We start from the raw sequence: 21,186 nt of genomic DNA, 5'->3' as shown, positions 1-21,186 counted from the left end.
TCCTCCCTTTTTACTTATAGATGCATTTGACCTAGGAAATATGGCATTTGTTTGCGCCACCATTCCCAATCGTGGGCGACATCATGTCCCCATTCAGCGAACCATGCAGGAATATTTTTGTGATCAAAGGCTTCTTTCAGTTTGTAGAAAGATGGAAGTCCATCTTGTTCCCAAGCTCCTAAACCAGTACAAACAACGATTTCCGCCTGACGATAACGATCGATAAACCAGCCATCATTTTGGTTCCAAATATAATCAGATGGAGAGTTTTGGTAAATGGCTTCATCGCCTCCAAAGTCACCAACAAAGAAACGAGCGTCATAGACACCACTCAAAGCAATCACTTTGTTAAAGACATCTGGATGTTGCAAGAAGAAATTGAGCGCGTGGTAGGCCCCCATAGAGCAACCAGTTGTCATCATCGGATCAAACCAGCCTGTTTTGTGTTTGATAAAAGGAATGGCTTCTTCAATCACATAGCGCTCGTATGCACGGCGCATCTCAGCTCGATCATGAGGATTCTTCCAATCACAAAGCCAGCTATCACTATCCACACTAGAAAGGGTGAAAAATTGAACTCGTCCCTCTTCGATAAACTGGGCACAAGCATCAATCATACCAAAGTCATAGTACTCGTTATGGCTTCCACCTGATGAAGCAAAGACCACAACAGGAATTCCTGCGTGTCCATAGCGATTAACATACATTTCACGGTTAAGTTGGCCACTCCAGTGGCTTAAATGTTCAATATTCATAAGTTTCCTCTTTCTCTCTATTGATTTGTTTTGAGTCCATTAATCCCAATTCTCAGCCAAAAAGCGAAGGCATTCTGGTAGGTGCTCTGCCCACGCTTCTTCGTGGTGAATAGCACCAGATTGAATCCGAATGGCAATATGATTGAGTTCCACCCCTTGCTGGATGACGTCGTGATAATAACGAAGGGATGAATCGATATAGGCTTGCTTGATGTTTCCTGCCATTAAAGTTTTATCTGTATCATCCGCCTCTTCAGTCCCCACATAGATGTAGATCCGTTGGTCTGCATATAATTTTTTACGTTCGATATAATGATTGAAGGCATCTTGGTGTAGCCAGTTGGCGGATGAAAAGACCCCTAAACAACCGATTTGATCTTGGTACTCTAATCCCAAGAATTGGGTAATATTTCCCCCCAAGGAAGATCCAATCATGGCCGTATGTTCTCGATCAGCAAGAGTCCGGTATTCTTGGTCGATAAAAGATTTCACCACCTCCATGACAAATTCGCCGTACTCAACCCCTTTGCCACCAAATTGCATGCCAGGAATATTAGATTCCTTGTACTTCCAGGCAGAGTATTCATTCATGCGTTGGAAACCATCATTATCGATCGCAACGACAATCATGCGACTAATATCGGGATTCCGCTTAATGGCTGGAATCACCTTCCAGGAATGACCCGCATAAGCTTCCTTGCTGTACAAAACGTTTTGCCCATCGTGGAAATAAACCACAGGGTAACGTCTATCTGTATCCGTTTCATAATTCTTAGGTAATAAGACTCGCACACGACGGAGTTTTCCGGTATAAGGCACTTTCAACTCGTGTGTCTTCATATCTAAGTAAAAATAGGATTTGTTCATTGTCAGAAAACTCTCTATATTCTAAATTTTATTCATTATACCATTTTTAGAAGAAAAAGTCTGGATTTTCTCCAAACTTTTTCCTTTCTTGGGTTATTTTTCCATAAACTGAGCCAAATCTTGTAAAGAACGTTCGGCAATTTTCTCATAACGTTCCTTTTTATCCCGAATGCGTGGTCCTTCTAGCTCTTTGATAATCCCGAAGTTGACATTCATGGGTTGGAAATGCTTGCTGTCAGCATGGGTGATATAGTGAGCCAGGCTTCCGATAGCTGTCGTTTCAGGGAAAATCGCTGCTTCTTCTCCTTTGAAAAGGCGAGCTGCATTGATTCCAGCTACCAAACCTGAGGCCGCTGACTCAACATAGCCTTCTACACCTGTCATTTGGCCTGCAAAGAAGAGGTTCGGTTGTTTCTTAGAACGGTAGGTTTGTTCTAGTAAATTTGGAGAGTCCATGTAAGAATTGCGGTGCATGACTCCGTATCTCACAAACTCCGCATTTTCCAAACCTGGAATCATTTGGAAGACCCGTTTTTGTTCGCCCCATTTAAGGTGAGTTTGGAAACCAACGATATTGTAGAGGCTGGCAGCCGCATTGTCTTGGCGCAACTGAACAACTGCATAGGGTGTCTTAAACTCCCCATCACGTGGACCTTTGTAATCATCTGGATACTCGAGTCCAACTGGTTTCATAGGGCCATAGAGCATGGTTTTGATGCCTCGTTTGGCCATGACTTCAATGGGCATACAACCTTCGAAATACTTTTCTTTTTCAAAAGAGTTGAGTGGGGCTTCTTCTGCATTAACCAAGGCCTCGTGGAAGTCCATAAATTCTTGTTTGGTCATGGGGCAGTTGAGATAAGCTGCTTCTCCCTTGTCATAGCGTGACTTGAGATAGACCTTGTCCATTTCGACAGTATTGACATCGATGATTGGAGCTGCTGCATCATAGAAATAGAAACCGTCGCCACCATTGAGGGCATGGATCTTTTCTGCCAAGGCATCGCTAGTTAGAGGCCCCGTTGCGACCACTGTAATGGCATCTGTCGGCAATTCCGTAATTTCATCACGAATGACTTCGATGAGCGGGTGTTGGGATACCTTCTCCGTCACTCGACTAGCAAAACCTTCTCGGTCCACAGCCAGTGCTCCACCGGCCGGTACCCGGGTCGCTTCCGCTGCTTCAAGGATGACAGAACCCAGACGGCGCATTTCTTCTTTGAGGAGCCCGACAGCATTGGTGAGAGAATCCCCGCGAAGAGAGTTGGAACACACTAACTCAGCAAAGTTGTCTGTTTTGTGTTGCGGAGTAGATTTAACGCCACGCATTTCATAAAGCTTGACCGGAATCCCCTGTTGGGCAATCTGGTAAGCTGCTTCCGAGCCTGCAAGGCCCGCACCAATAACATTGATATAAGATTGAGACATGACACTAATACCTCTTTGGGTATCAAAACACCCAACTGGACTGTTAGACACCCACAAATCTTTCTAATTTTCTACTTGGTCCATTATACCAAAAAGCCAAGTAAAAAGACAGGGAGGCTTTTCCTTCCTGTCTATACTTTAACTAATTATTTTCTTATGAACATAGCCAGGCTGCTAGGAGAGCAGATAGGATACTAAATAAAGAGCCGATCAAGTAATACTCTGCAAAGGCTGGATTCTCGGAAATTTTATTGTAGCGGGCGATGGACTTGGCTGTAAATACTAGGCCGATAGAAGCAAATTGCCCATAGACGAGACAGGCACCGATCACCAAACGCTCTAAAAAGCCAATCATGGAACCAGCCCCAGTGATCGTATCCATTTTCTTCTTGCTGGTGGGTTGATACTTGGCAAACAGAATTTTAAAGGCAATATTGCTTGGCTTCCCAACTAGGAGGACATAAAAGATCAGATTTAAACTGTCCAAAGGCAGATAGGTCGTGCCATTCTTCGCTCCTAAAAGGACTAGACAGCTAATGATGCCGATATGCAAGACTTGATCCAAGGCAAAGGTCCATGAGATTGGTAATTTCAGTTGCTTCTGCACGATCGGTTTTAAGAAATCTATTCCAGCATGAGTCAGTAAAATGACCAAGCAAATCCACCACAAGTTCAGATGATAGATAGAAACCACGATCAGAGGCAGAGCTACATATAGAATGTGAAGCCCGAGAACCTTCTTATCCTGATACTTACGATCCGCCATCTTCTGACTTTGAAAATAATAATCCGATAATAAATGACAAATCAACAAGAGGATCAAGCATGGATTCGTTACGATACTAGACAATCCGCTCATGGGCCTCTCCTTTCTCTAAGCTTTGAATGCTAGCTAGTGCTGCTGCTCGTCCCCGTAAATAAACGCGAATACTGCTACTCTTTAAGCGCTTGGACAGGGCACTTGGGTTAAGCCCTAGCGATTGGGCCAATTCCTGTTGGCTAAAGGTTTCACTATAGACAGATCTCTTTAGCAGATTGAGTAGGATCTCTTCCTGACTCTCTCTCCAGCCCGAACGTATGGCTTCTCCGGAAGCGATGAGCGCATTCACCAATGAGTCCTGGCTGTCATTACCGCTCAAAAAATAGATCTGGGTGTTGCCATAATCATTTTTCTGATGAACCAGATTAATAGCTGCACGAGCATTCCAATAGGCTGGCCCATCTGCACCGATACTTTGCAGGGGATCGATATCCGTTACAATTTCTCCAAGCCCGATACCAAATCGAAGTTGAGTCGGCTTTAGTTCTGAACGCAGGGTATCAATGATTTGAAAAATCGGAGCATCCACTTTTAAAAGCGCCTGAAACTCATCGCCCAAAGTTAGGGTAAAAGCCGATGCTAGGCAGCCTTTAAAAAGCTCATTGATCTTTTGAAGCGTTTTTTCTAACTGTTTTTGCAGGTCAAAACGTTCTTGTACGATTTTGGAATCAATCACATCTGCAATCAAAGCAAGATACATAAGCCCACCTCCTTATGTCTATTATAACGAAAATACCAAAAAATGTCTATTATAACAGACATTTATAAAAATTGCCGTTATAATAGACATTGAATCATGTAAAAGATTATTTCACTTTTTCTTCTTCGTAGTCGCCATTGCTACATACGACTTGTTTGCCGCCACCACGAACTTTTTTCTCAACTAAGTAGTGGCCACATTTTGGACAATCCCGACCGATCGGTTTATCCCAAGAGGTAAATTCACACTCTGGATAGCGATTGCATCCATAGAAAATACGATTCCGCTTGGTTTTGCGTTCGATGATTTGTCCCTGATGACACTCAGGACACTCCACGCCGATTTCTTTGACAATGGCCTGAGTATGACGACAATCTGGGAAATTACTACAAGCATAGAACTTACCAAAACGTCCTAATTTAATCACCATCGGGCTACCACAAACTTCACAATCAAAACCAGCTGGTTCGTCTTTGATTTGGATTTTTTCCATCTCTTCTTCAGCCTTTGCGACTTCCTTAGAGAATGGTTTGTAGAAGGCATCGATGACTTTTTGCCACTCTTCCTTTCCAAGTTCGACATCATCGAGTTTCCCTTCCATCTCTGCTGTGAAGGTCACGTTGACGATATCTGGGAAGAATTCAACAATCAGTTTATTGACGATTTCCCCTAATTCTGTTGGTTCAAAGCGTTTGGCTACCAGCTTCACATAATAACGTTTTTGAATGGTCTCAATCGTCGGAGCATAGGTTGAAGGACGACCAACCCCATTTTCTTCCAAGGTCTTAATCAAGGTCGCTTCAGAATATCGAGCAGGTGGTTGAGTGAAGTGTTGCTCCGGCTTGCTATTGACTTGCTTAACGATATCGCCTTCTACCATATCCGGCAACATCTTGTTCTTATCTGAGTCGTTATAAATAGCCAAATAACCATCAAACTTCACCTGGCTCCCATTTGCCGTATACTGAACCCCATTTTGACCTAAACGGACATTCATGGTATCAAAGACAGCTGCTGTCATTTGACTAGCTACAAAGCGGTTCCAAATTAAGGTGTAGAGTTTTAATTGGTCTTTGTCCAAGTATTTAGCAATGCTTTCAGGAGTATTGAAGACGCTGGATGGACGAATCGCTTCGTGGGCATCTTGGGCTCCAGAAGCATTCTTCACACGGCTTCCATGCTTAGAGTATTTCTCACCAAAGCGATCCACGATAAAGTTAGCTGCCTCATTTTGCGCAACTGGACTGATCCGTGTGGAATCGGTACGCATATAGGTAATCAAACCTTGAACACCCGAGCCAATATTGATTCCTTCATACAATTGCTGAGCAACCATCATGGTCTTGCGTGTACGGAAGTTGATCTTATTGGCAGCATCCATCTGCATGGAAGAGGTGGTGTATGGAAGTGGCGCATTCCGACGACGTTCTTTCTTTTCAACTTTTTCAACGGTAAAATCTTTGCCATCTATGCGTTCAAGAACAGCTTTCACCTCTTCATTGGTGTTGAGCTTCATCTTCTTGCCATCAATCCCATAGAAGCTAGCTTGGAATTGCTTGGTCCCTTTTTTGAAGACGCCATCAATGGTCCAGTATTCTTCCGGCTTGAAATCGTTGATTTCATTTTCACGATCAATGATTAATTTGAGGGCAACAGATTGCACACGCCCTGCAGAAAGTCCTTTTTTAACCTTTTTCCAAAGAATAGGCGAAATGGAATACCCTACAATCCGGTCCAAGACCCGACGTGCTTGTTGGGCATCGACCAAGTCCATATCGATTTGGCGCGGTTCTTTAAAGGCATTTTTAACGGCATCCTTGGTGATTTCGTTAAAGACCACACGGTTCTTTTCTTTGGCATCCAAGTTCAAAATATGCGCTAAATGCCAAGAAATAGCTTCTCCCTCGCGGTCCGGGTCACTTGCGAGAAAGACTTGTTTGGCTTTTTTAGCTTCTTTTTTCAAATCATTGATCAAGGGACCTTTTCCGCGAATATTGATATACTCCGGTTCATAGTTATTGTCGAAATCGATCGACATGGTTGATTTTTTCAGGTCCCGAATATGGCCAACACTAGCCATGACTTTGTAGTTACGACCAAGGTATTTCTCGATTGTTTTGGCCTTAGCAGGAGACTCCACAATCACCAAATTTTTCTTGGTTGTACTGCTTTTCTTTTTTGTTACCACGTTTTATCCCTCTGTATTGTATAAATCTCATTGAGTTTAATACATTTTAAGAAAGATGTCAACTAGGAACTTCTCCTATAGGAAAATCACAAATCGTATTTCATTTCATCAAGAATGTCCTGGCCTGAGGTGACAAGCTTTGCGCCTTCTTGAATCAGGTGATGGCAGCCTGCAGATTTTCCATCTAAAATATTTCCTGGAATAGCAAAAACGTCTCGGCCTTCTTCCATAGCACGCTCACAAGTAATCAAACTACCTGAACGGAGTCGAGCCTCTGCCACAATCACAGCCTGACAGAGGCCTGCAATGATGCGATTTCTCTCAGGAAAATGAAACTTCAGTGGTGCCTGCCCTGGACCATACTCGCTCAAGATCAGATGGTGTTCTCCCATATGCGCTTGCAGCCTTTGATTGCTCTTTGGATAAAAGACATCTAGCCCTGTTCCAATCACTCCGATGGTCTTACCACCATTTCGTATACTGGCATAATGAGCTGTCGCATCAATTCCCTTAGCAAGTCCACTAACGATAACCAACTCATTCCCAAGTTCCTTAATAATCTTCTCTACAGAACGAACCCCTTCTCGCGTGGTCTCGCGAGCTCCAACAACTGCAATCTTCGGTCTGGTTAGCAGTTGCAAATTCCCTTGGTAAAAAAGGATTACAGGAGGATTGTAAATCTGTAGCAATTCCTCAGGGTATTCAGGATCAAAAATGGATAGAGATGGGAACCGTTCAAACTCCTTGTGTAAATGGTCTTCATCCAGTTGCCGGTATTTGTCTACAAAATGAATAATACTGCGACAGCGAGCGATCCTTGCTATCTCTTCTAAGCTTGGTAAGGCTTGGTCTTTCCTACAGTAGTCCAAGACTCTCAAGACTTGCTCATTTGATAAACCGGCTTCTTTTAATTTAAAGATTTCAAATTTCTCCATGGTTACCTTCTACTTCCTCTCACTTATTTATTCGAAAAAAAAGGAAAAAAAGCTCTATTTCTAGAACTTTTTTTGATGTGTAGAAGAATAAAAGTAAGATGCAGCACCAATCAAGTTGCTTTCATTGTGGAAGCGAGCCGCTTGGATGGGCAAGGCCTCAAATTGTTTATGCCCTTTTTGAGAGAGCAGGTCATGGTATTGGTGATTGATCTCATCGATCAGTAGTGGTTGACTACTAATGCCCCCTCCAATCGTCACCTTTTCAAGCAAGAGCAAAGATTGAAGATTAAAAATCAGAATAGCAATATCGTGGCAATAGGCCTGAAACAAGGTTTTCAGTTCTTCATTATCACCTTGATTAAGAACCTTAAAAACAGCAATACCATCTGCCTTTTCTAAGTTTAAGATGTGACTAGCATTCTCAACAAATTGAACAGCAGAACCAGTGTTTTCCAAAAGATTGGAAATGCCTTGCAAAAAGAGTTCGCGATGAAAGCGGCGATTTTCTGGTGTTCTTCCTGCCTTATCAATAGATCGAATGTATTCTGTCAGTTGCCAACCTCTCAATAGGTCACCATTAGAAAGAAGAGCAAGGCCAACTCCTGTCCCTAGTACCAAGGTTGCACCACATGGACAAGCTTTTAGGTTACCAAGCCTAGCTTCCGCTAGACCAGCGGCTTCTCCATCATTGAGAACAGTGACTGGGACTTGAAATGTTTGTTCTAGTCTACTTGCTAGAGGAATGCCTCGCAAATATGGAATGAGACCACCTCGAAAGACAAAGCCAAGGCTCTTTTGGATCTCACCAGGGCACGAAATGGCGATCCCCTCGATTTCTTCCCGTACAGGAGCAATGATTTCTTCTAATCCTTGCCAAAACTCCTCAATCGTAGGTGGTGTTGGGATCTTGTCTGTATGGATCAATTGATAGTCCGTGTCCATCAGACCGTACTTTATAAAGGTACCACCGATGTCGATAGTGAATAGCATAACCTAATCCTCACACATTGATTTGACGGGTTCAAAGGAACGCCGATGAATAGGGGTTACTCCCAGCTGGTCGAGGCCAGCCAGATGATTAGCCGTCCCATAGCCAGCGTTCTTCGCAAAATCATAACCCGGATATTCTTTATCAAACTCTTCCATCATCTGATCCCGAGTCACCTTGGCTACAATAGAGGCAGCAGCAATGGATAAGGAGTTAGCATCCCCTTTGATGATACTAGTTTGGGAAATAGGAAGATCCAACTTCATGGCATCAATCAAAAGATGCTGGGGTTGAGGCTCTAGCTGACCAATGGCCTCCATCATGGCTAGCTTCGTAGCTTCATAGATATTAACCTGGTCAATCACGTGATTGTCCTTGACGCCGATTCCGATCGCAATGGCGTTTTGGAGAACAGCCTCATAGATTTCCTTATGTTTGGATTTCGGAATCTTTTTACTATCGTTGAGGCCAGAAATCTTGCAACCTTTCGGCAAGATCACGGCAGCTGCAACAACTGGTCCCGCTAATGGGCCACGTCCCACTTCGTCTACTCCTGCAATGAGCTCAATCTCACGCGCATAGCATTCTTTTTCATAGGCCAGCATTCCTTCTAAGCGCTCATCTTCATCTAAACGTTTTTGGATTTCTTTTTTTCGCTTTGCGATCGCTTGGATCACACCAGATCGGCTATCCTGTTCCAATTCAGTCAATAAAGGATCGTCTAACCGCTGAATGCTTGCTAATCGTTCTTTAATTCCCTTAATGGTTGCCATCAATTTCCCCTACTCGATCCAGCGTATACCGTCCCAATTTTCCATCGCGAACATCTTTGACAAAGAGTTGGTAAAAACGGTCGTAATCTTCACGAAATCCTAATTTCTGGGTCATCTCCATAATGATTTCAGGAGCTTCTTGTTCCAGATCCATTTGTTTAAAACGTTCCTGCAAAACTGCTGGGTAGTGCTCTTTAAAATAGTTAAGGCCAAAGATGGTCACTTCATCCATTGGAAGCAACTGGTCCTTGATGGCGCCTGTTAAGGCGAGTTTTAAGGCCACTTCTTCATCTTCAAACTTGGGCCAGAGAATCCCTGGAGTATCCAAGATTTCAAGATCCTTATTCGTTTTCAACCATTGTTGCCCCTTAGTCACGCCTGGTTTATTCCCAACAACAGCAATCTTTTTCCCCGCTAAGCGGTTCATCAGAGTTGATTTCCCAGCATTAGGAATCCCGATGATCATGGTCCGAAGGGTTTCAATCTGAATCCCTCGTTCCTTTTGACGGGCAATTTTATCGGCCATCAAACTCTTAGCAGCATCTGTGACCTTCTTAACCGTAGATTGCTCTTTGGAGTTAATGGCTAGGGTTTTGATCCCTTGTGATTCGAAATAGTCCTGCCATTCTTTTGTCGCCACAGGATCGGCCAAGTCTACCTTGTTTAAAATCATTAATTTAGGCTTATCACCAACAATTTTTGTTAACATAGGATTTTGGCTTGATAGTGGCAAACGAGCATCTACCAAAACCGTCACAAAATCCACAAATTTTAAATTTTCTTGTACTTGTCTTCTAGCTTTGGACATGTGTCCAGGAAACCATTGAATAGTTGCCATAATCTCACTTCCTTTCCAGTTCAATCTCTTCTATTATACCATGTTTTCTTGAATTCTCAGTGATTAATAAAAATACTAAAAAGAAGCCACCGAAGTAACTTCTATTTTATATTCTAGCGAATTTGTTCAAAATGCAAATGGACGGCGATGTGGTCTCCGTAGCCACTACGCTCTAAATCACGTTGCAAGCGATAAGAAATGTAGTGTTCTGCAATGGTAATATAACCTGCTCCCAGCAAGCGTTGTTCCACTAATGATTGGATCATACTGATGGTTGCACGTTCTACTTGGGCTTCATCCAAATCCATGGCAACTTTCTTCGTTACTTGAGCTAGGTTTTGTCGCAAATCATCTGTCAAAACATAGACAACTTGCGCAGCTTTCAAAATAGCTTGGTAAATTTTATCTGGGTTGAATTCAACCACTTCTCCACTACGTTTAATGACTTCCATCGGAGTCTCCTTTATTTTAAATTTTCATGAATACTCCATTTCCTTTATAAAGAAATGAAGACCTACTACTTTATTATATAATTTTTTTACAAAGAATCAAAGGTCTTTCAAAAAATAGATTCATTGATTGGGAAGTTAAGTTATTTTTATTCAAACACATTTTCTACAATAAAATATTAGTAATCTGGTCTTAAAACTCCCGTAATGATTTCTTTGGTCGCGTGGTAATCCCCATCCACTACAACCTTGATAATGCGCTTCGCTTCTTCTGCAGGTGCTGGCACCAATGGCAAACGAGTTGGTCCTGCTTCAAAGCCCATATAGTTTAAGACAGCTTTGACAGGAGCTGGACTCGGATAAGAGAAGAGAGCATTGACTTTAGGGATAAATTGACGTTGGATAGCCGCAGCCTTTTTAATATCGTTGTGTTCAATAGCTTGGAACATCTCATGCATTTCATCTCCATTTGTATGAGAAGCCACTGAGATCACTCCATCTGCACCAAGATTCATCGCATGGAAAGCATCTCCATCTTCCCCTGTATAGACGAGAAATTCTTCTGGCTTGTGTTCAATCAAATAGGCCATATTAGCAAGAGTTGTACACTCTTTGACCCCAATGATATTTGGGTGTTCTGCCAAACGAAGCATGGTTTCAGGTGTCATTTCTACTACCACGCGTCCAGGAATATTGTAGATAATAATCGGAAGATTAGATGCATCCGCAATCGCTTTAAAGTGTTGATACATTCCTTCTTGGGATGGTTTGTTGTAGTAAGGGACGATAGCCAATCCTGCTGCAAAGCCACCAAAAGCATCCACTTCTTTAACGAACTCAATCGAGTCGCGTGTTTCATTGGTTCCGACACCAGCGATCAAAGGAACTCGACCATTGACAATCTTTTGAACGGCCGCAAAGAGTTGCAATTCCTCATCGTGGGTCAGAGTTGGACTTTCTGCAGTCGTTCCAGCTAAGAGAATCCCATCTGTATGATGTGCCAAGAGGTGCTCGATCAAGGCAGGAAGAGCATCAAAATTAATGGTTCCATCTTCATGGAAGGGGGTAATAAATGCAGTGATGATTTTACAATCTTTTAAATCTTGATAAGACATAGAAAAACCTTTCTCTATATAAGAAAGAGGCTGGGGCTTGCTTGCCTTTGCCTCATGATCTGTTCATAAAACAAGTTGATTCGTTAGAAAGCTGAGGAAGAAATCAAACTCTTCGAGTTACTGATTTCTGTTTCGTGACGCAGTGGTTGATTGGAACTACTCATGTTTGCAACATTCGTACTTCCTAATCAACTGTGCGGGGGAAAAACTACGAAATCAAACTCTTCGAGTTACTGATTTCTGTTTTTCTCCCTATTTCAACTCAAATTTCAATTCAGCTGTTGGACGTACGAGTCCACGTTCGTGAAGAGTTTCTGCGATTTGGACTGAGTTCCAAGCAGCTCCTTTAAGGAGGTTATCTGAAACCACCCACATGTGGATTCCTTTTTCAGCATCCAAGTCTTTACGAATCCGTCCAACGAAAGTATCGCGTGAACCGACCGCATTAACGGCTTGTGGGTAGATTTGGTGAGCAACATCGTCTTCAAGGACTGCACCTGGGAATTCTGCAATAGCAGCTTTCACTTCGTCAATTGGTGCCACTTCTTTTGTTTCAATGTAGACTGACTCTGAGTGAGCTGACAAGACTGGAATCCGCACACATGTTGCTGAAACGGCAATGCTATCATCTTCCATGATTTTCTTGGTTTCGTTTGTCATCTTCATTTCTTCGTAAGTATAGTCGTTTTCTGTGAAGACATCGATTTGTGGAAGAGCGTTAAAGGCAATTGGGTAGTGTTTCTTATCACCACCACATGGCAAGATTTCAGCTTTGACATCGCGTGGGTTAACGCCGTCATTCAAGACTTCTTTCAACTCACGTTGGGTTTCAAGAATAGCTCCCATACCAGCACCTGAAACAGCTTGGTAAGTAGACACGATGATACGGTCCAAGCCCCATTTTTGACGAACGGGCTCAAGCGCTACCATCATTTGAATGGTTGAACAGTTTGGACAAGAGATGATTCCGTTGTGAGCATCAAGCGCATGTGCATTCACTTCAGGAACAACCAATGGGACATCCGGATTTTGACGGAAATAAGAAGTGTTATCAACCACTACTGCGCCTGCTTTCACCGCATAAGGTGCATATTTGGCAGATGTTGAACCACCAGCTGAGAAGAGAGCAATATCAACCCCTTCGAAAGCATCTTCAGTCGTTTCCTCAATGGTCACGTCTTGCCCTTTAAATTGCAAGACTTTTCCTGCAGAACGTGCTGACGCAAGGTAGCGAATTTTATCGATTGGAAGAGTAGATTCTTCCAACATTTTGATCATTTGAGCACCAACGGCACCTGTAGCACCGACAACAGCAACTGTGTATCCCATAGTAAATCCTCTTTCAAAATTTTCTAAAAATTGAGTATTTGTACTATTATACAATTTTTTGACATAAATGAAAAGTCCTGAAGGCACAAAAAATCCTGATCCGAAGATCAGGATTCGAGGCACCTTTCGGTGAGAACAGCCGGTTCACACAACTGTTCAAGGTCCGCTCCTGCGTTACAATTGAATGTAGACCTCCTCAGCGCAAAAGGCTCCTAAGAGCCAATCGACTCATCGCATAAATCTAGTTTACCATGAACATCCACAAACTGTCAAGAAGGTAGGTACTTGCTTCCTTCTCGAATGCTTAAAGGAGATAACTGTTCTCGATAGCGGTCGATAAAGGCCTCTACCCAATCTGGATTAACCTTGGAATAATTGCGTAAACTCCAGCCGATTGCCTTATTTATAAAGAACTCGCTTTGACCTAGATTATTGAGGATCACTTTTTCTAACAAATCCGTATCTGTTTTTTCTTTCCTCATAAGCTGGTGATCAATGGCAATCCGCCTCAACCAAAAGTCCCGATCCTTACTCCAATCCAGCATAATCTGCTTGGTTTCTGGATAGGTGAAAGTAATCTCTCCGATAATGCGGTCCAACTGATCAATACTATCCCACCATGATTTGGTTTGAGCCAATTTCTTTAGCTTTGGAAAATCTTCGGGCTTCAAGTTCTTTTTCACTCGATCTAAATAATCCATGGCTACATACTGAAACTCCCGATAGGGTTGTGTCCAACAGGCTTCAACAAAGTGCCAATCGACTGTTTTTCCTATGTGGCCTTTAAAAAATCCTTTCTCAATCCTACGTAAGGTAGGCTTTTGAATACCAAGAAATTTGAAATGCCCCTTCATATAAGCTTCCATATCAGGGACCTTTTCAGGAACTGTTGCTGCTTCTAAAATGGGAATCAAGTCTTCAATCTTCATCTTCTTCCTCACATTTCAAGAGTGTTACTGGCCCTTCGATCGTCTTTTGCATCCAGACGATATCATGCCATTTGTTAAACTTATAGCCAATCTTTGGGAAATGAGCGACTTGAACATAGCCCCGCTTTTCATGCATGGAAATGCTGGCCTCGTTCGGAACTGCGATACAGGCCAGAAAGCGTAAGTAGCCTCGTGCTTGCAACTCCTCTTCTAGGGCAGTATAAAGAGCCGATCCAATCCCTTGTCCACGAGCTTCTTTTGCTACATAAATAGACAATTCAGTGGTCCAATCATAGGCAGCGCGTGCATAATAGGTCGAGGCATAGGCATACCCCACCACTTTCCCATCAACTTCTGCGACCAAATAAGGAAATTGAGTCAGCGTTTTTGTGATGCGTCTTTCAAATTCCTGGACAGTCGGAACATCGACCTCAAAGGTAATGGCTGTCTCTGTCACATAAGGTTGGTAAATCGCTCGGATAGCTGCTGCATCGCTAAGCTGAACGGATCGAATCATCATGGTGGCCTCCTAATTAGATTATACCTAGTATACCGATATGCCTTCTCACTGTCAATGAAGGACTAGCAGCAAGCAAAAAATCCTGGAATTATATCCAGGATTTCCATCCTTCTTAAACCGTTTGACGTAACCCCGTCATCCGGTAAAGGAATAAAGCACTCGGAGCTTTCAAAAAGCTCTTTTGCTTGGAATTTGTTGCTTTCAAGACATAGTTAGGTTTGACTGTTTTGGTGACTGTCTTTGCTTGTTTAAGATTCAGACCGGTTTGTTTTTTAGACAGTTGAACTTTCGAAGGTTGAAGGGAAGCTTTCACTGCACCTACTTGAAGTGGTTTTTCTTTCACTTTCAAGACTTGTCCAACTGGTTTTGAAGCGGAGGCAGACACTCCTCCTTCAGTCGCTTGAGTGAGTTGCGCTATTGTCTGATTGTTTCTAACTTCTACACGGTTTAGGATACCTCCATTTGGATTGAGGTGATCGGTCACACCTGTATCAAATGGCGCTATAAATACATTGTCCTCAATGGTGACATTTTTAATATCTCCATAGCGCGTTTCAACATCAATTGATCCACGATGCTTGTTGTAGATATCACTCTTCGTTCCTGTACGCTCCAAGAGATTGTGGTGAACCCGAATTCCTTCTTCATTCAAATCAAAGTTATGGCCCTTAAAGACAGTTGTCAAGCGAATTCCGGAATCCCCGATATTGTCTTTAATCCGATTGTAGGCAATTTCATGACCTTTTCCACCAAAGATTCCAACACCCCCAGCGCGCCAACCGAGTTCAATTGTATTGTACAAGAATTTATTATTTTCTGCTACTGCCGATTCTGTCCCATCCGCAATACTTGACCAGCTTGCTAGTCCATCATCTCCATTTCCACGAATACTAGAATTGCGGACAATCGAATTCTTAGTCCCTTGGGCAAAGTTGACTCCGTCAGCCAGGTTGTTTCGCAAACGAACATTTTCTACTACTAGACCATCTGTGTACTTCATATCGTTTTTGCCAGCATAATCGCCAATCCACATGCCAACTTCAAAATGCTCGGCCCAAATATCGTGAATGTGAGAGTTCTTCCCTGGCGTTCCAGAAATGGCCTTGTACTGAGCTTTTTCACCATAGCGTGAACGAAGGTTGGAGGACAGATAGACATCGCTAAATTCAACATGGTTGTCTTGGTGAAGGAAGTCAAAACCACCGCCCCCAGCTTGGTCGCTAGTGAAATGCAGTTGGGTATGCCAGATACCAGCTCCTGAAATCTTCATATCAGAAGCATCGATACCGACTTTTCGATTGAGATTAAATCGCCCAGCTGGGATATAGACATTCTTTCCGGTTTGTTTAGCTTCATAAATCGCATCATAGAGGGCCTGGCTGTCATCAGTATCATCGTTTGGCGTTGCCCCTTTAGAAATGATATTGACGGCATTATCTCCCTGAGCAATCGGATCTGGAGCCTGCTCAAATTCCACAAAGTCAAGACCGTAATGGACGTCGTCTGCTTTGTTTTTTACGAGTGAAACCACATCTCCTTTTTGAAGCTGAAGTCCTGGAAGGAGACTGTGTACTTCATCAAATTGGAACCGAGCGCGTGTATCAGCCTGTGCACTATCGTGTACACCTTTGTCATTCAAGTACTGCCAGTTTGACGTAGATGAAAGATCCAATTGTTGAACACTGTGACCATTCACCTGAACATCGAGTTGTCCACTGGCTCCATCTGGTACTGTGTAGCGTACGGTTAAGGCATTGGCTGGTTCATTGACCTTAAAGGAGACACCATCTCCCTTTTCTTTTAAAGCGACATAGGTCTGTTCAGAAGCTTCAATAGCTGTTGAGTGAGTGTCTTGAGACTGCTCTACCTCTGCCTTTCCAAGGAGGTTCCCTTTGTCTGCCTCATAACGGGTGTAAGGCATAGATGCTCCATATTGGCTGGTATCTACTTGGGAGCTTGCGGGATCAGAGGTTGTCGCTTCTTGCCCTTGTGTTTGGACTTGTGCCTGCTCTCCAGCTTGATCAGCTGCCACAGATTTTCCAGTCAAAAAACAAGCCCCCATGATCGCAATCACGACAGAAAAGACTCCAAGCTTAGACTTGCGAATGCCAAAAATGATATCTTTGTTTAAATGACTCATCACACATTTCTCCTTTTATTTTTTACAACGATTCTATCCTAATAAAAATTATCATGACAAACAAGGTGAATTGTGTGAAAATTCTGTATCAATTTGTTGCAGAAATGTTAACCTTTTTATGTAGTAATAAAAGTGAGTAAGAAAAAGAGGCTGAGAATGCTTTCTCAAACCTCTTTTGATAACACGAGCTTATTCCGCTTTTTTATTTGAAAATTGGCTATTGTAGAGCTCATAGTAGAATCCTTTATCTGCTAACAAGGATTGGTGATTTCCTTGCTCGATGATTTGCCCATCTTTGAGGACAAGGATTTTATCTGCTTCTTGAATGGTAGACAGGCGGTGAGCAATGACAAAGCTAGTCCGCCCTTTCATCAAATTCTTCATAGCTTTTTGAATCAAGAGCTCTAAACGCGTATCGACAGAAGACGTCGCTTCATCCAAAATCAAGATTTTAGGATTAGCCAGGAGCGCACGCGCAATGGTTAGGAGTTGCTTTTGCCCTAGAGAAATATTGCTAGACTCCTGGTTCATTTCCATATTGTAACCACCAGGAAGCGTCCTGATAAAGTGATCGACATTGGCTGCCTTTGCAGCTTCAACAATTTCTTCATCCGTTGCTTCGAGATTACCAAAGCGAAGGTTTTCTTTGATGGTTCCTTCATATAACCAAGCATCCTGAAGCACCATTCCGAATTGTTTGCGGTAATCTTGGCGAGATAGATGACGAATATCATGACCATCGACTGTAATCGATCCTGCAGTCACATCGTAAAAGCGCATGAGCAAATTAATCAGGGTTGTTTTTCCTGCTCCAGTCGGTCCGACAATGGCCACCATTTCACCTGGTTTGACTTCTAGGTTGAAATCACGAATCAATGGTTTGTCTGCTACATATTGGAAATCTACGTTTTTAAAGCTAACCTGACCTGTCAAATCTCCAGAGAGGGTTTCTGTCACATCTGCTACTTCATCTGGTTCATCCATGACTTGGAAAATCCGGTCTAGAGACGATTTGGCACTTTGTAGCTGTCCTGCCAATTGGGTCAAGTTTTGAATCGGTTGGTTGATCTGCCAAACATATTGAACGAAGGCCTGCATATTCCCGACAGTCAAACGACCTGCTAACACTTGCAAACCACCCATCAAAGCGATAATAAGGTAAGTCAAATCAGAAATTCCATTTAAAATCGGCATCATTAAGCCAGAAATGAAATTAGCCTTGAACCCTACTTTTTGAAGGTGATGGGTAATATCATGAAACTCTTCCTGGGAAGATTTTTCCCGAACGTAGAGCTTAAGGACATTAAAGCCTGTTAAATTTTCTTGCACAAAGCCGTTCATTGCCCCCAAAACATCTGCCTGCTCTTTAAAGTAAGGCTGAGATTTTTTCATGATAAATCGAGCACTGAAATAAGTGATTGGAATGGACAGGATGACCACTAGACCCAGCTGGATATTTAAGTATAAGACCATGCTGATGACAAAAAGCAAGGTAAAGATGGCATTAACGATTTGTAAGAAGGACTGTTGCAAGGCATTCGAGACTGTTTCGACATCGCTAGTAAAACGTCCTAACAAATCACCAAACTGATGCCGGTCAAAATAGGAAACCGGAATGTGATTGATTTTATGAGACAAATCATTTCTCATGTCCTGAACGGTCTTTTGAACAGCATTGGTCATGAAATAGTTGGAATAATAAGATCCCAACTCATAGAGAACCCCACGGAATAGATAGAGCGTCATAATGATCGCGATATAGGAGGTGTTAAGACCAGCCCCTGCAAGGCCTTTTGCCATATCCATGAGATTTTTTGTCAACTCAGTAATCGCAAGCCCCAAAACAAAGGGTTCGACAACACTCATGATGACACTCAGGATTTTCAAGAAAATGGACAAGCAAACTTCCAAGCGATAGGCTCTCAAGTAAGTCCATAGTCTAGAAAAACTGTTTTGTTCTTGTTTCATCTGCTTCTCCTTTCTATTCCTCTGTTAATGATGGACTATCGAGCTGCGAATTAGCAATTTCACGATAGATCTCATTGCTTTCCATCAATTCATCGTGGGTTCCTCGACCGACGATTTCCCCTTGGTCCAAGACAATAATTTGATCCGCATCCATAATGGTTCCCACGCGTTGCGCTACGATCAAGACGGTCGCATCTCCTGTAACTTCTTTGAGACGCTTCCGCAAAGTGGCATCCGTCTTGTAGTCTAAGGCAGAGAAGGAATCATCAAAAATAAAGACATCTGGATCTTTGACAACGGCACGAGCGATGGACAAGCGTTGTTTTTGACCACCTGAAAGGTTACTTCCGCCTTCTGCCAAATGCGTATCAAAGCGTTCCTCACGGCTGTCGATAAATTCCTTGGCTTGGGAAATTTCAGCCGCTTGTTCTAGCTCTTGTACAGAGGCATCTTCTTTTCCATAACGAAGGTTCTCAGCAATGGTTCCTGTAAAAAGCAATGCCTTTTGCGGAATAAAACCAATCTTTTGGCGAAGGGCTTTCAGATTGTAGTCACGGACATCCACACCATCCACCAAAATCTTCCCTAGGGTGACATCATAGAATCGAGGAATCAACTGCACAAGTGAAGATTTCCCAGAACCGGTCGAGCCGATAAAGGCAATCGTTTCTCCAGGTTTGGCCTGAAAGGAAATGTTGTGGAGAACCGGACTCTCTGTCTCACCTGGATAAGCAAAGGTGACATTGTCAAATTCCAAATAGCCACGAGATGCTGTTTCTGTTACACCATTCTCATTTGGATCGATCGAAATGTGCATGTCCATGATTTTCTTGAGCCGACGACTAGAAACCGCAGTCCGAGGATACATGGTAAAGAGATTGGCTAAAAAGAGGAAAGATAAGAGAGCGTGGAAGCTATATTCAATAAAGGCAACCAGATCCCCAATTTTCAAACTACCGTCATGAAGAGGATCCAAAGCAAACCAGACAATCGCCACAATCATAGCAATGATGATCTGCACAAATAGGGGTTCTGTCAAACCAGTTAGTTTGAACAATTTATTCGAGTTTTCTGCGTAGACTTCATTTTCAGCCGCAAATTTATCCTCTTGGAATTCTTCGCGGGCAAAGGCACGAATCACACGAAGTCCAGTCAAATTTTCACGTGCAAATTGATTAAGATGGTCGAGTGTCTTTTGTTGCTTCTCGGAAAGTGGACGTGTCTTAACTGCTACATACCAAACGACGACAGCAAGAAATGGTACTGATACCGCTACAATCCACGCTAAAGAAGGACTGGTCGTCAGAATCAAGAGAACACTGGAAACCATCATCAAGGGTGTGATGACCCCCATCTTCAACATAGAATCCGCAAACTGCATCAAAACAAAGGCATCAGAAGTCAAGCGAGTGACCAATGACGATACCCCGATTTGCTCATACTCGTGATGCGAGTACTCCTGTAACTTAGCATAGAGGTCATTGCGCATATCTCGAACCATGGTGGTCGTTAGCTGACCAACCGCGTAAGACAAGATAATCCGCCCCACAATCCCAAGCAAGATAATCGCAAACATGACCCAGCCCCAGAAATAAAGCCGATCCACATCACGTGGGTTAATCCCCTCATCAATCATGCGAGCTAGAATCGTTGGCAAGCCCAAATTGACAATAACAAACAGGACCGCCGAAAATAGATTCAGGGCTAGCCACTTGGGATACTTTTTCAAGTAGGACCAAATATAAAGCATAGATGATTCTCCTTTTCCATAAATAATAACCTTGATCACACAGAAAAGAGGGAGCGAGACGAAATCATTTTCAAAGAAAATCATTCCTGCCCCAGTCCCATCTGTAGTCTCATTCATTATACCAAACCAGTCATAAAAGTAAAGCAAAGAGAGGGGGACAGAAATCGGTAATTCGTTAGAATTCGATTTCTTTGTCCCGCCTCCGCACAGTTGAGTAGGGCTGTAAAAGCTGATGAAATCAGCGTAGTAGAGCCCACTCAAGCACTGCGTCTTGCTCGACAATCCAAAAACAATTGAGAGGCTAAGACTTTTGTCCCAGCCTCTCAGTCGCTTTATTTTGTACGTTTGAATTTAGCATTTTTAAGAATCATAAGATCCCCTTGGTTGCTATTACTTAACTTAGAAAGATCAAATGTCAAATAGTCACCATCGACCTTGTATGTAATCTTTTCTCCACCACCATCTTTTGACTCGATTGTTTTCTCTTTTTGATTGATTTTGACATCATAAGATCGCTCATTCTTTTGACCAGCGACTTCACCCGCGATGCTGAGGGTTCCTTTTGATTCTTTGATCTTAATAGAAACTTCAAAATTAATAACGTCTCCAATAGACTCTAATTGACTACCTGATAAGCCTTGCTCCTCAAGAATTTTCTTGAGTTCAGTTTTTGATGGTTTGTAGACATAAGTCC

General features: G+C 42.8%; 19 protein-coding genes. All 19 read right to left on the bottom strand.

Annotated elements, in window-relative coordinates; genetic code table 11:
• Positions 1-14: 14 nt before the first annotated feature.
• Positions 15-755 (bottom strand): esterase family protein, encoded by a 741-nt coding sequence (locus HMPREF2832_RS03230; protein ID WP_070505537.1) that lies wholly within the window; start codon positions 753-755, stop codon positions 15-17.
• Positions 756-794: 39 nt separating this feature from the next.
• Positions 795-1,622, bottom strand: a complete 828-nt coding sequence (locus tag HMPREF2832_RS03225; RefSeq protein WP_070505536.1) for an alpha/beta hydrolase — start codon at positions 1,620-1,622, stop codon at positions 795-797.
• 93 nt (positions 1,623-1,715) lie between these two features.
• The gene (gene trmFO, locus HMPREF2832_RS03220; protein ID WP_070505535.1) at positions 1,716-3,050 is read right to left on the bottom strand and encodes a methylenetetrahydrofolate--tRNA-(uracil(54)-C(5))-methyltransferase (FADH(2)-oxidizing) TrmFO; all 1,335 of its coding nucleotides are present in this window, start codon (positions 3,048-3,050) and stop codon (positions 1,716-1,718) included.
• 154 nt (positions 3,051-3,204) lie between these two features.
• A complete protein-coding gene (locus tag HMPREF2832_RS03215) occupies positions 3,205-3,909 on the bottom strand; it encodes a DUF3307 domain-containing protein (RefSeq protein WP_070505534.1) in 705 nt (234 codons plus the stop codon).
• Positions 3,893-4,570 carry a SatD family protein gene (locus HMPREF2832_RS03210; protein WP_070505533.1) on the bottom strand — a complete coding sequence of 226 codons (678 nt, stop codon included), beginning with the start codon at positions 4,568-4,570 and terminating at the stop codon, positions 3,893-3,895. Before HMPREF2832_RS03210 ends, HMPREF2832_RS03215 begins: the two co-directional genes overlap by 17 nt.
• Positions 4,571-4,676: 106 nt before the next feature.
• Entirely contained in the window at positions 4,677-6,758 is a 2,082-nt protein-coding gene (topA, locus tag HMPREF2832_RS03205; protein WP_070505532.1) for a type I DNA topoisomerase, read from the bottom strand.
• An 86-nt stretch (positions 6,759-6,844) separates the two neighbouring features.
• Complete coding sequence (gene dprA / locus HMPREF2832_RS03200) at positions 6,845-7,693, bottom strand: DNA-processing protein DprA (RefSeq protein ID WP_070505531.1); 849 nt, start codon at positions 7,691-7,693, stop codon at positions 6,845-6,847.
• 60 nt (positions 7,694-7,753) lie between these two features.
• Positions 7,754-8,683 carry an ROK family protein gene (locus tag HMPREF2832_RS03195; protein WP_070505530.1) on the bottom strand — a complete coding sequence of 310 codons (930 nt, stop codon included), beginning with the start codon at positions 8,681-8,683 and terminating at the stop codon, positions 7,754-7,756.
• A 3-nt stretch (positions 8,684-8,686) separates the two neighbouring features.
• Entirely contained in the window at positions 8,687-9,454 is a 768-nt protein-coding gene (locus tag HMPREF2832_RS03190) for a ribonuclease HII (protein WP_070505529.1), read from the bottom strand.
• Positions 9,441-10,292, bottom strand: coding sequence for a ribosome biogenesis GTPase YlqF (gene ylqF, locus HMPREF2832_RS03185; RefSeq protein WP_049473186.1), 852 nt, complete (start codon positions 10,290-10,292; stop codon positions 9,441-9,443). Before ylqF ends, HMPREF2832_RS03190 begins: the two co-directional genes overlap by 14 nt.
• A 113-nt stretch (positions 10,293-10,405) precedes the next feature.
• Positions 10,406-10,744, bottom strand: a complete 339-nt coding sequence (locus HMPREF2832_RS03180; protein WP_003001449.1) for an ATP cone domain-containing protein — start codon at positions 10,742-10,744, stop codon at positions 10,406-10,408.
• A 176-nt stretch (positions 10,745-10,920) separates the two neighbouring features.
• Positions 10,921-11,856, bottom strand: a complete 936-nt coding sequence (gene dapA / locus HMPREF2832_RS03175; protein ID WP_049497877.1) for a 4-hydroxy-tetrahydrodipicolinate synthase — start codon at positions 11,854-11,856, stop codon at positions 10,921-10,923.
• Positions 11,857-12,108: 252 nt separating this feature from the next.
• A complete protein-coding gene (locus tag HMPREF2832_RS03170) occupies positions 12,109-13,185 on the bottom strand; it encodes an aspartate-semialdehyde dehydrogenase (protein WP_049473189.1) in 1,077 nt (358 codons plus the stop codon).
• Positions 13,186-13,454: 269 nt separating this feature from the next.
• The gene (locus HMPREF2832_RS03165) at positions 13,455-14,114 is read right to left on the bottom strand and encodes a DNA alkylation repair protein (RefSeq protein WP_049497878.1); all 660 of its coding nucleotides are present in this window, start codon (positions 14,112-14,114) and stop codon (positions 13,455-13,457) included.
• Entirely contained in the window at positions 14,104-14,634 is a 531-nt protein-coding gene (locus HMPREF2832_RS03160; RefSeq protein ID WP_049497879.1) for a GNAT family N-acetyltransferase, read from the bottom strand. The genes HMPREF2832_RS03165 and HMPREF2832_RS03160 overlap by 11 nt, the downstream gene beginning before the upstream one ends.
• A 112-nt stretch (positions 14,635-14,746) precedes the next feature.
• A complete protein-coding gene (locus tag HMPREF2832_RS03155) occupies positions 14,747-16,774 on the bottom strand; it encodes a glycosyl hydrolase family 28-related protein (protein ID WP_053092311.1) in 2,028 nt (675 codons plus the stop codon).
• A gap of 189 nt (positions 16,775-16,963) precedes the next feature.
• Entirely contained in the window at positions 16,964-18,742 is a 1,779-nt protein-coding gene (locus HMPREF2832_RS03150) for an ABC transporter ATP-binding protein (protein WP_049497880.1), read from the bottom strand.
• A 13-nt stretch (positions 18,743-18,755) separates the two neighbouring features.
• The gene (locus HMPREF2832_RS03145; protein WP_049497882.1) at positions 18,756-20,492 is read right to left on the bottom strand and encodes an ABC transporter ATP-binding protein; all 1,737 of its coding nucleotides are present in this window, start codon (positions 20,490-20,492) and stop codon (positions 18,756-18,758) included.
• Between the two features lie 332 nt (positions 20,493-20,824).
• The coding region (locus HMPREF2832_RS03140) for a hypothetical protein (RefSeq protein WP_070505528.1) at positions 20,825-21,186 on the bottom strand (362 nt) is incomplete at its 5' end.

Source organism: Streptococcus sp. HMSC073D05 (assembly GCF_001812015.1).
Lineage (GTDB): Bacteria > Bacillota > Bacilli > Lactobacillales > Streptococcaceae > Streptococcus > Streptococcus parasanguinis_D.
This window is presented reverse-complemented; position numbering and strand designations above follow the sequence as displayed.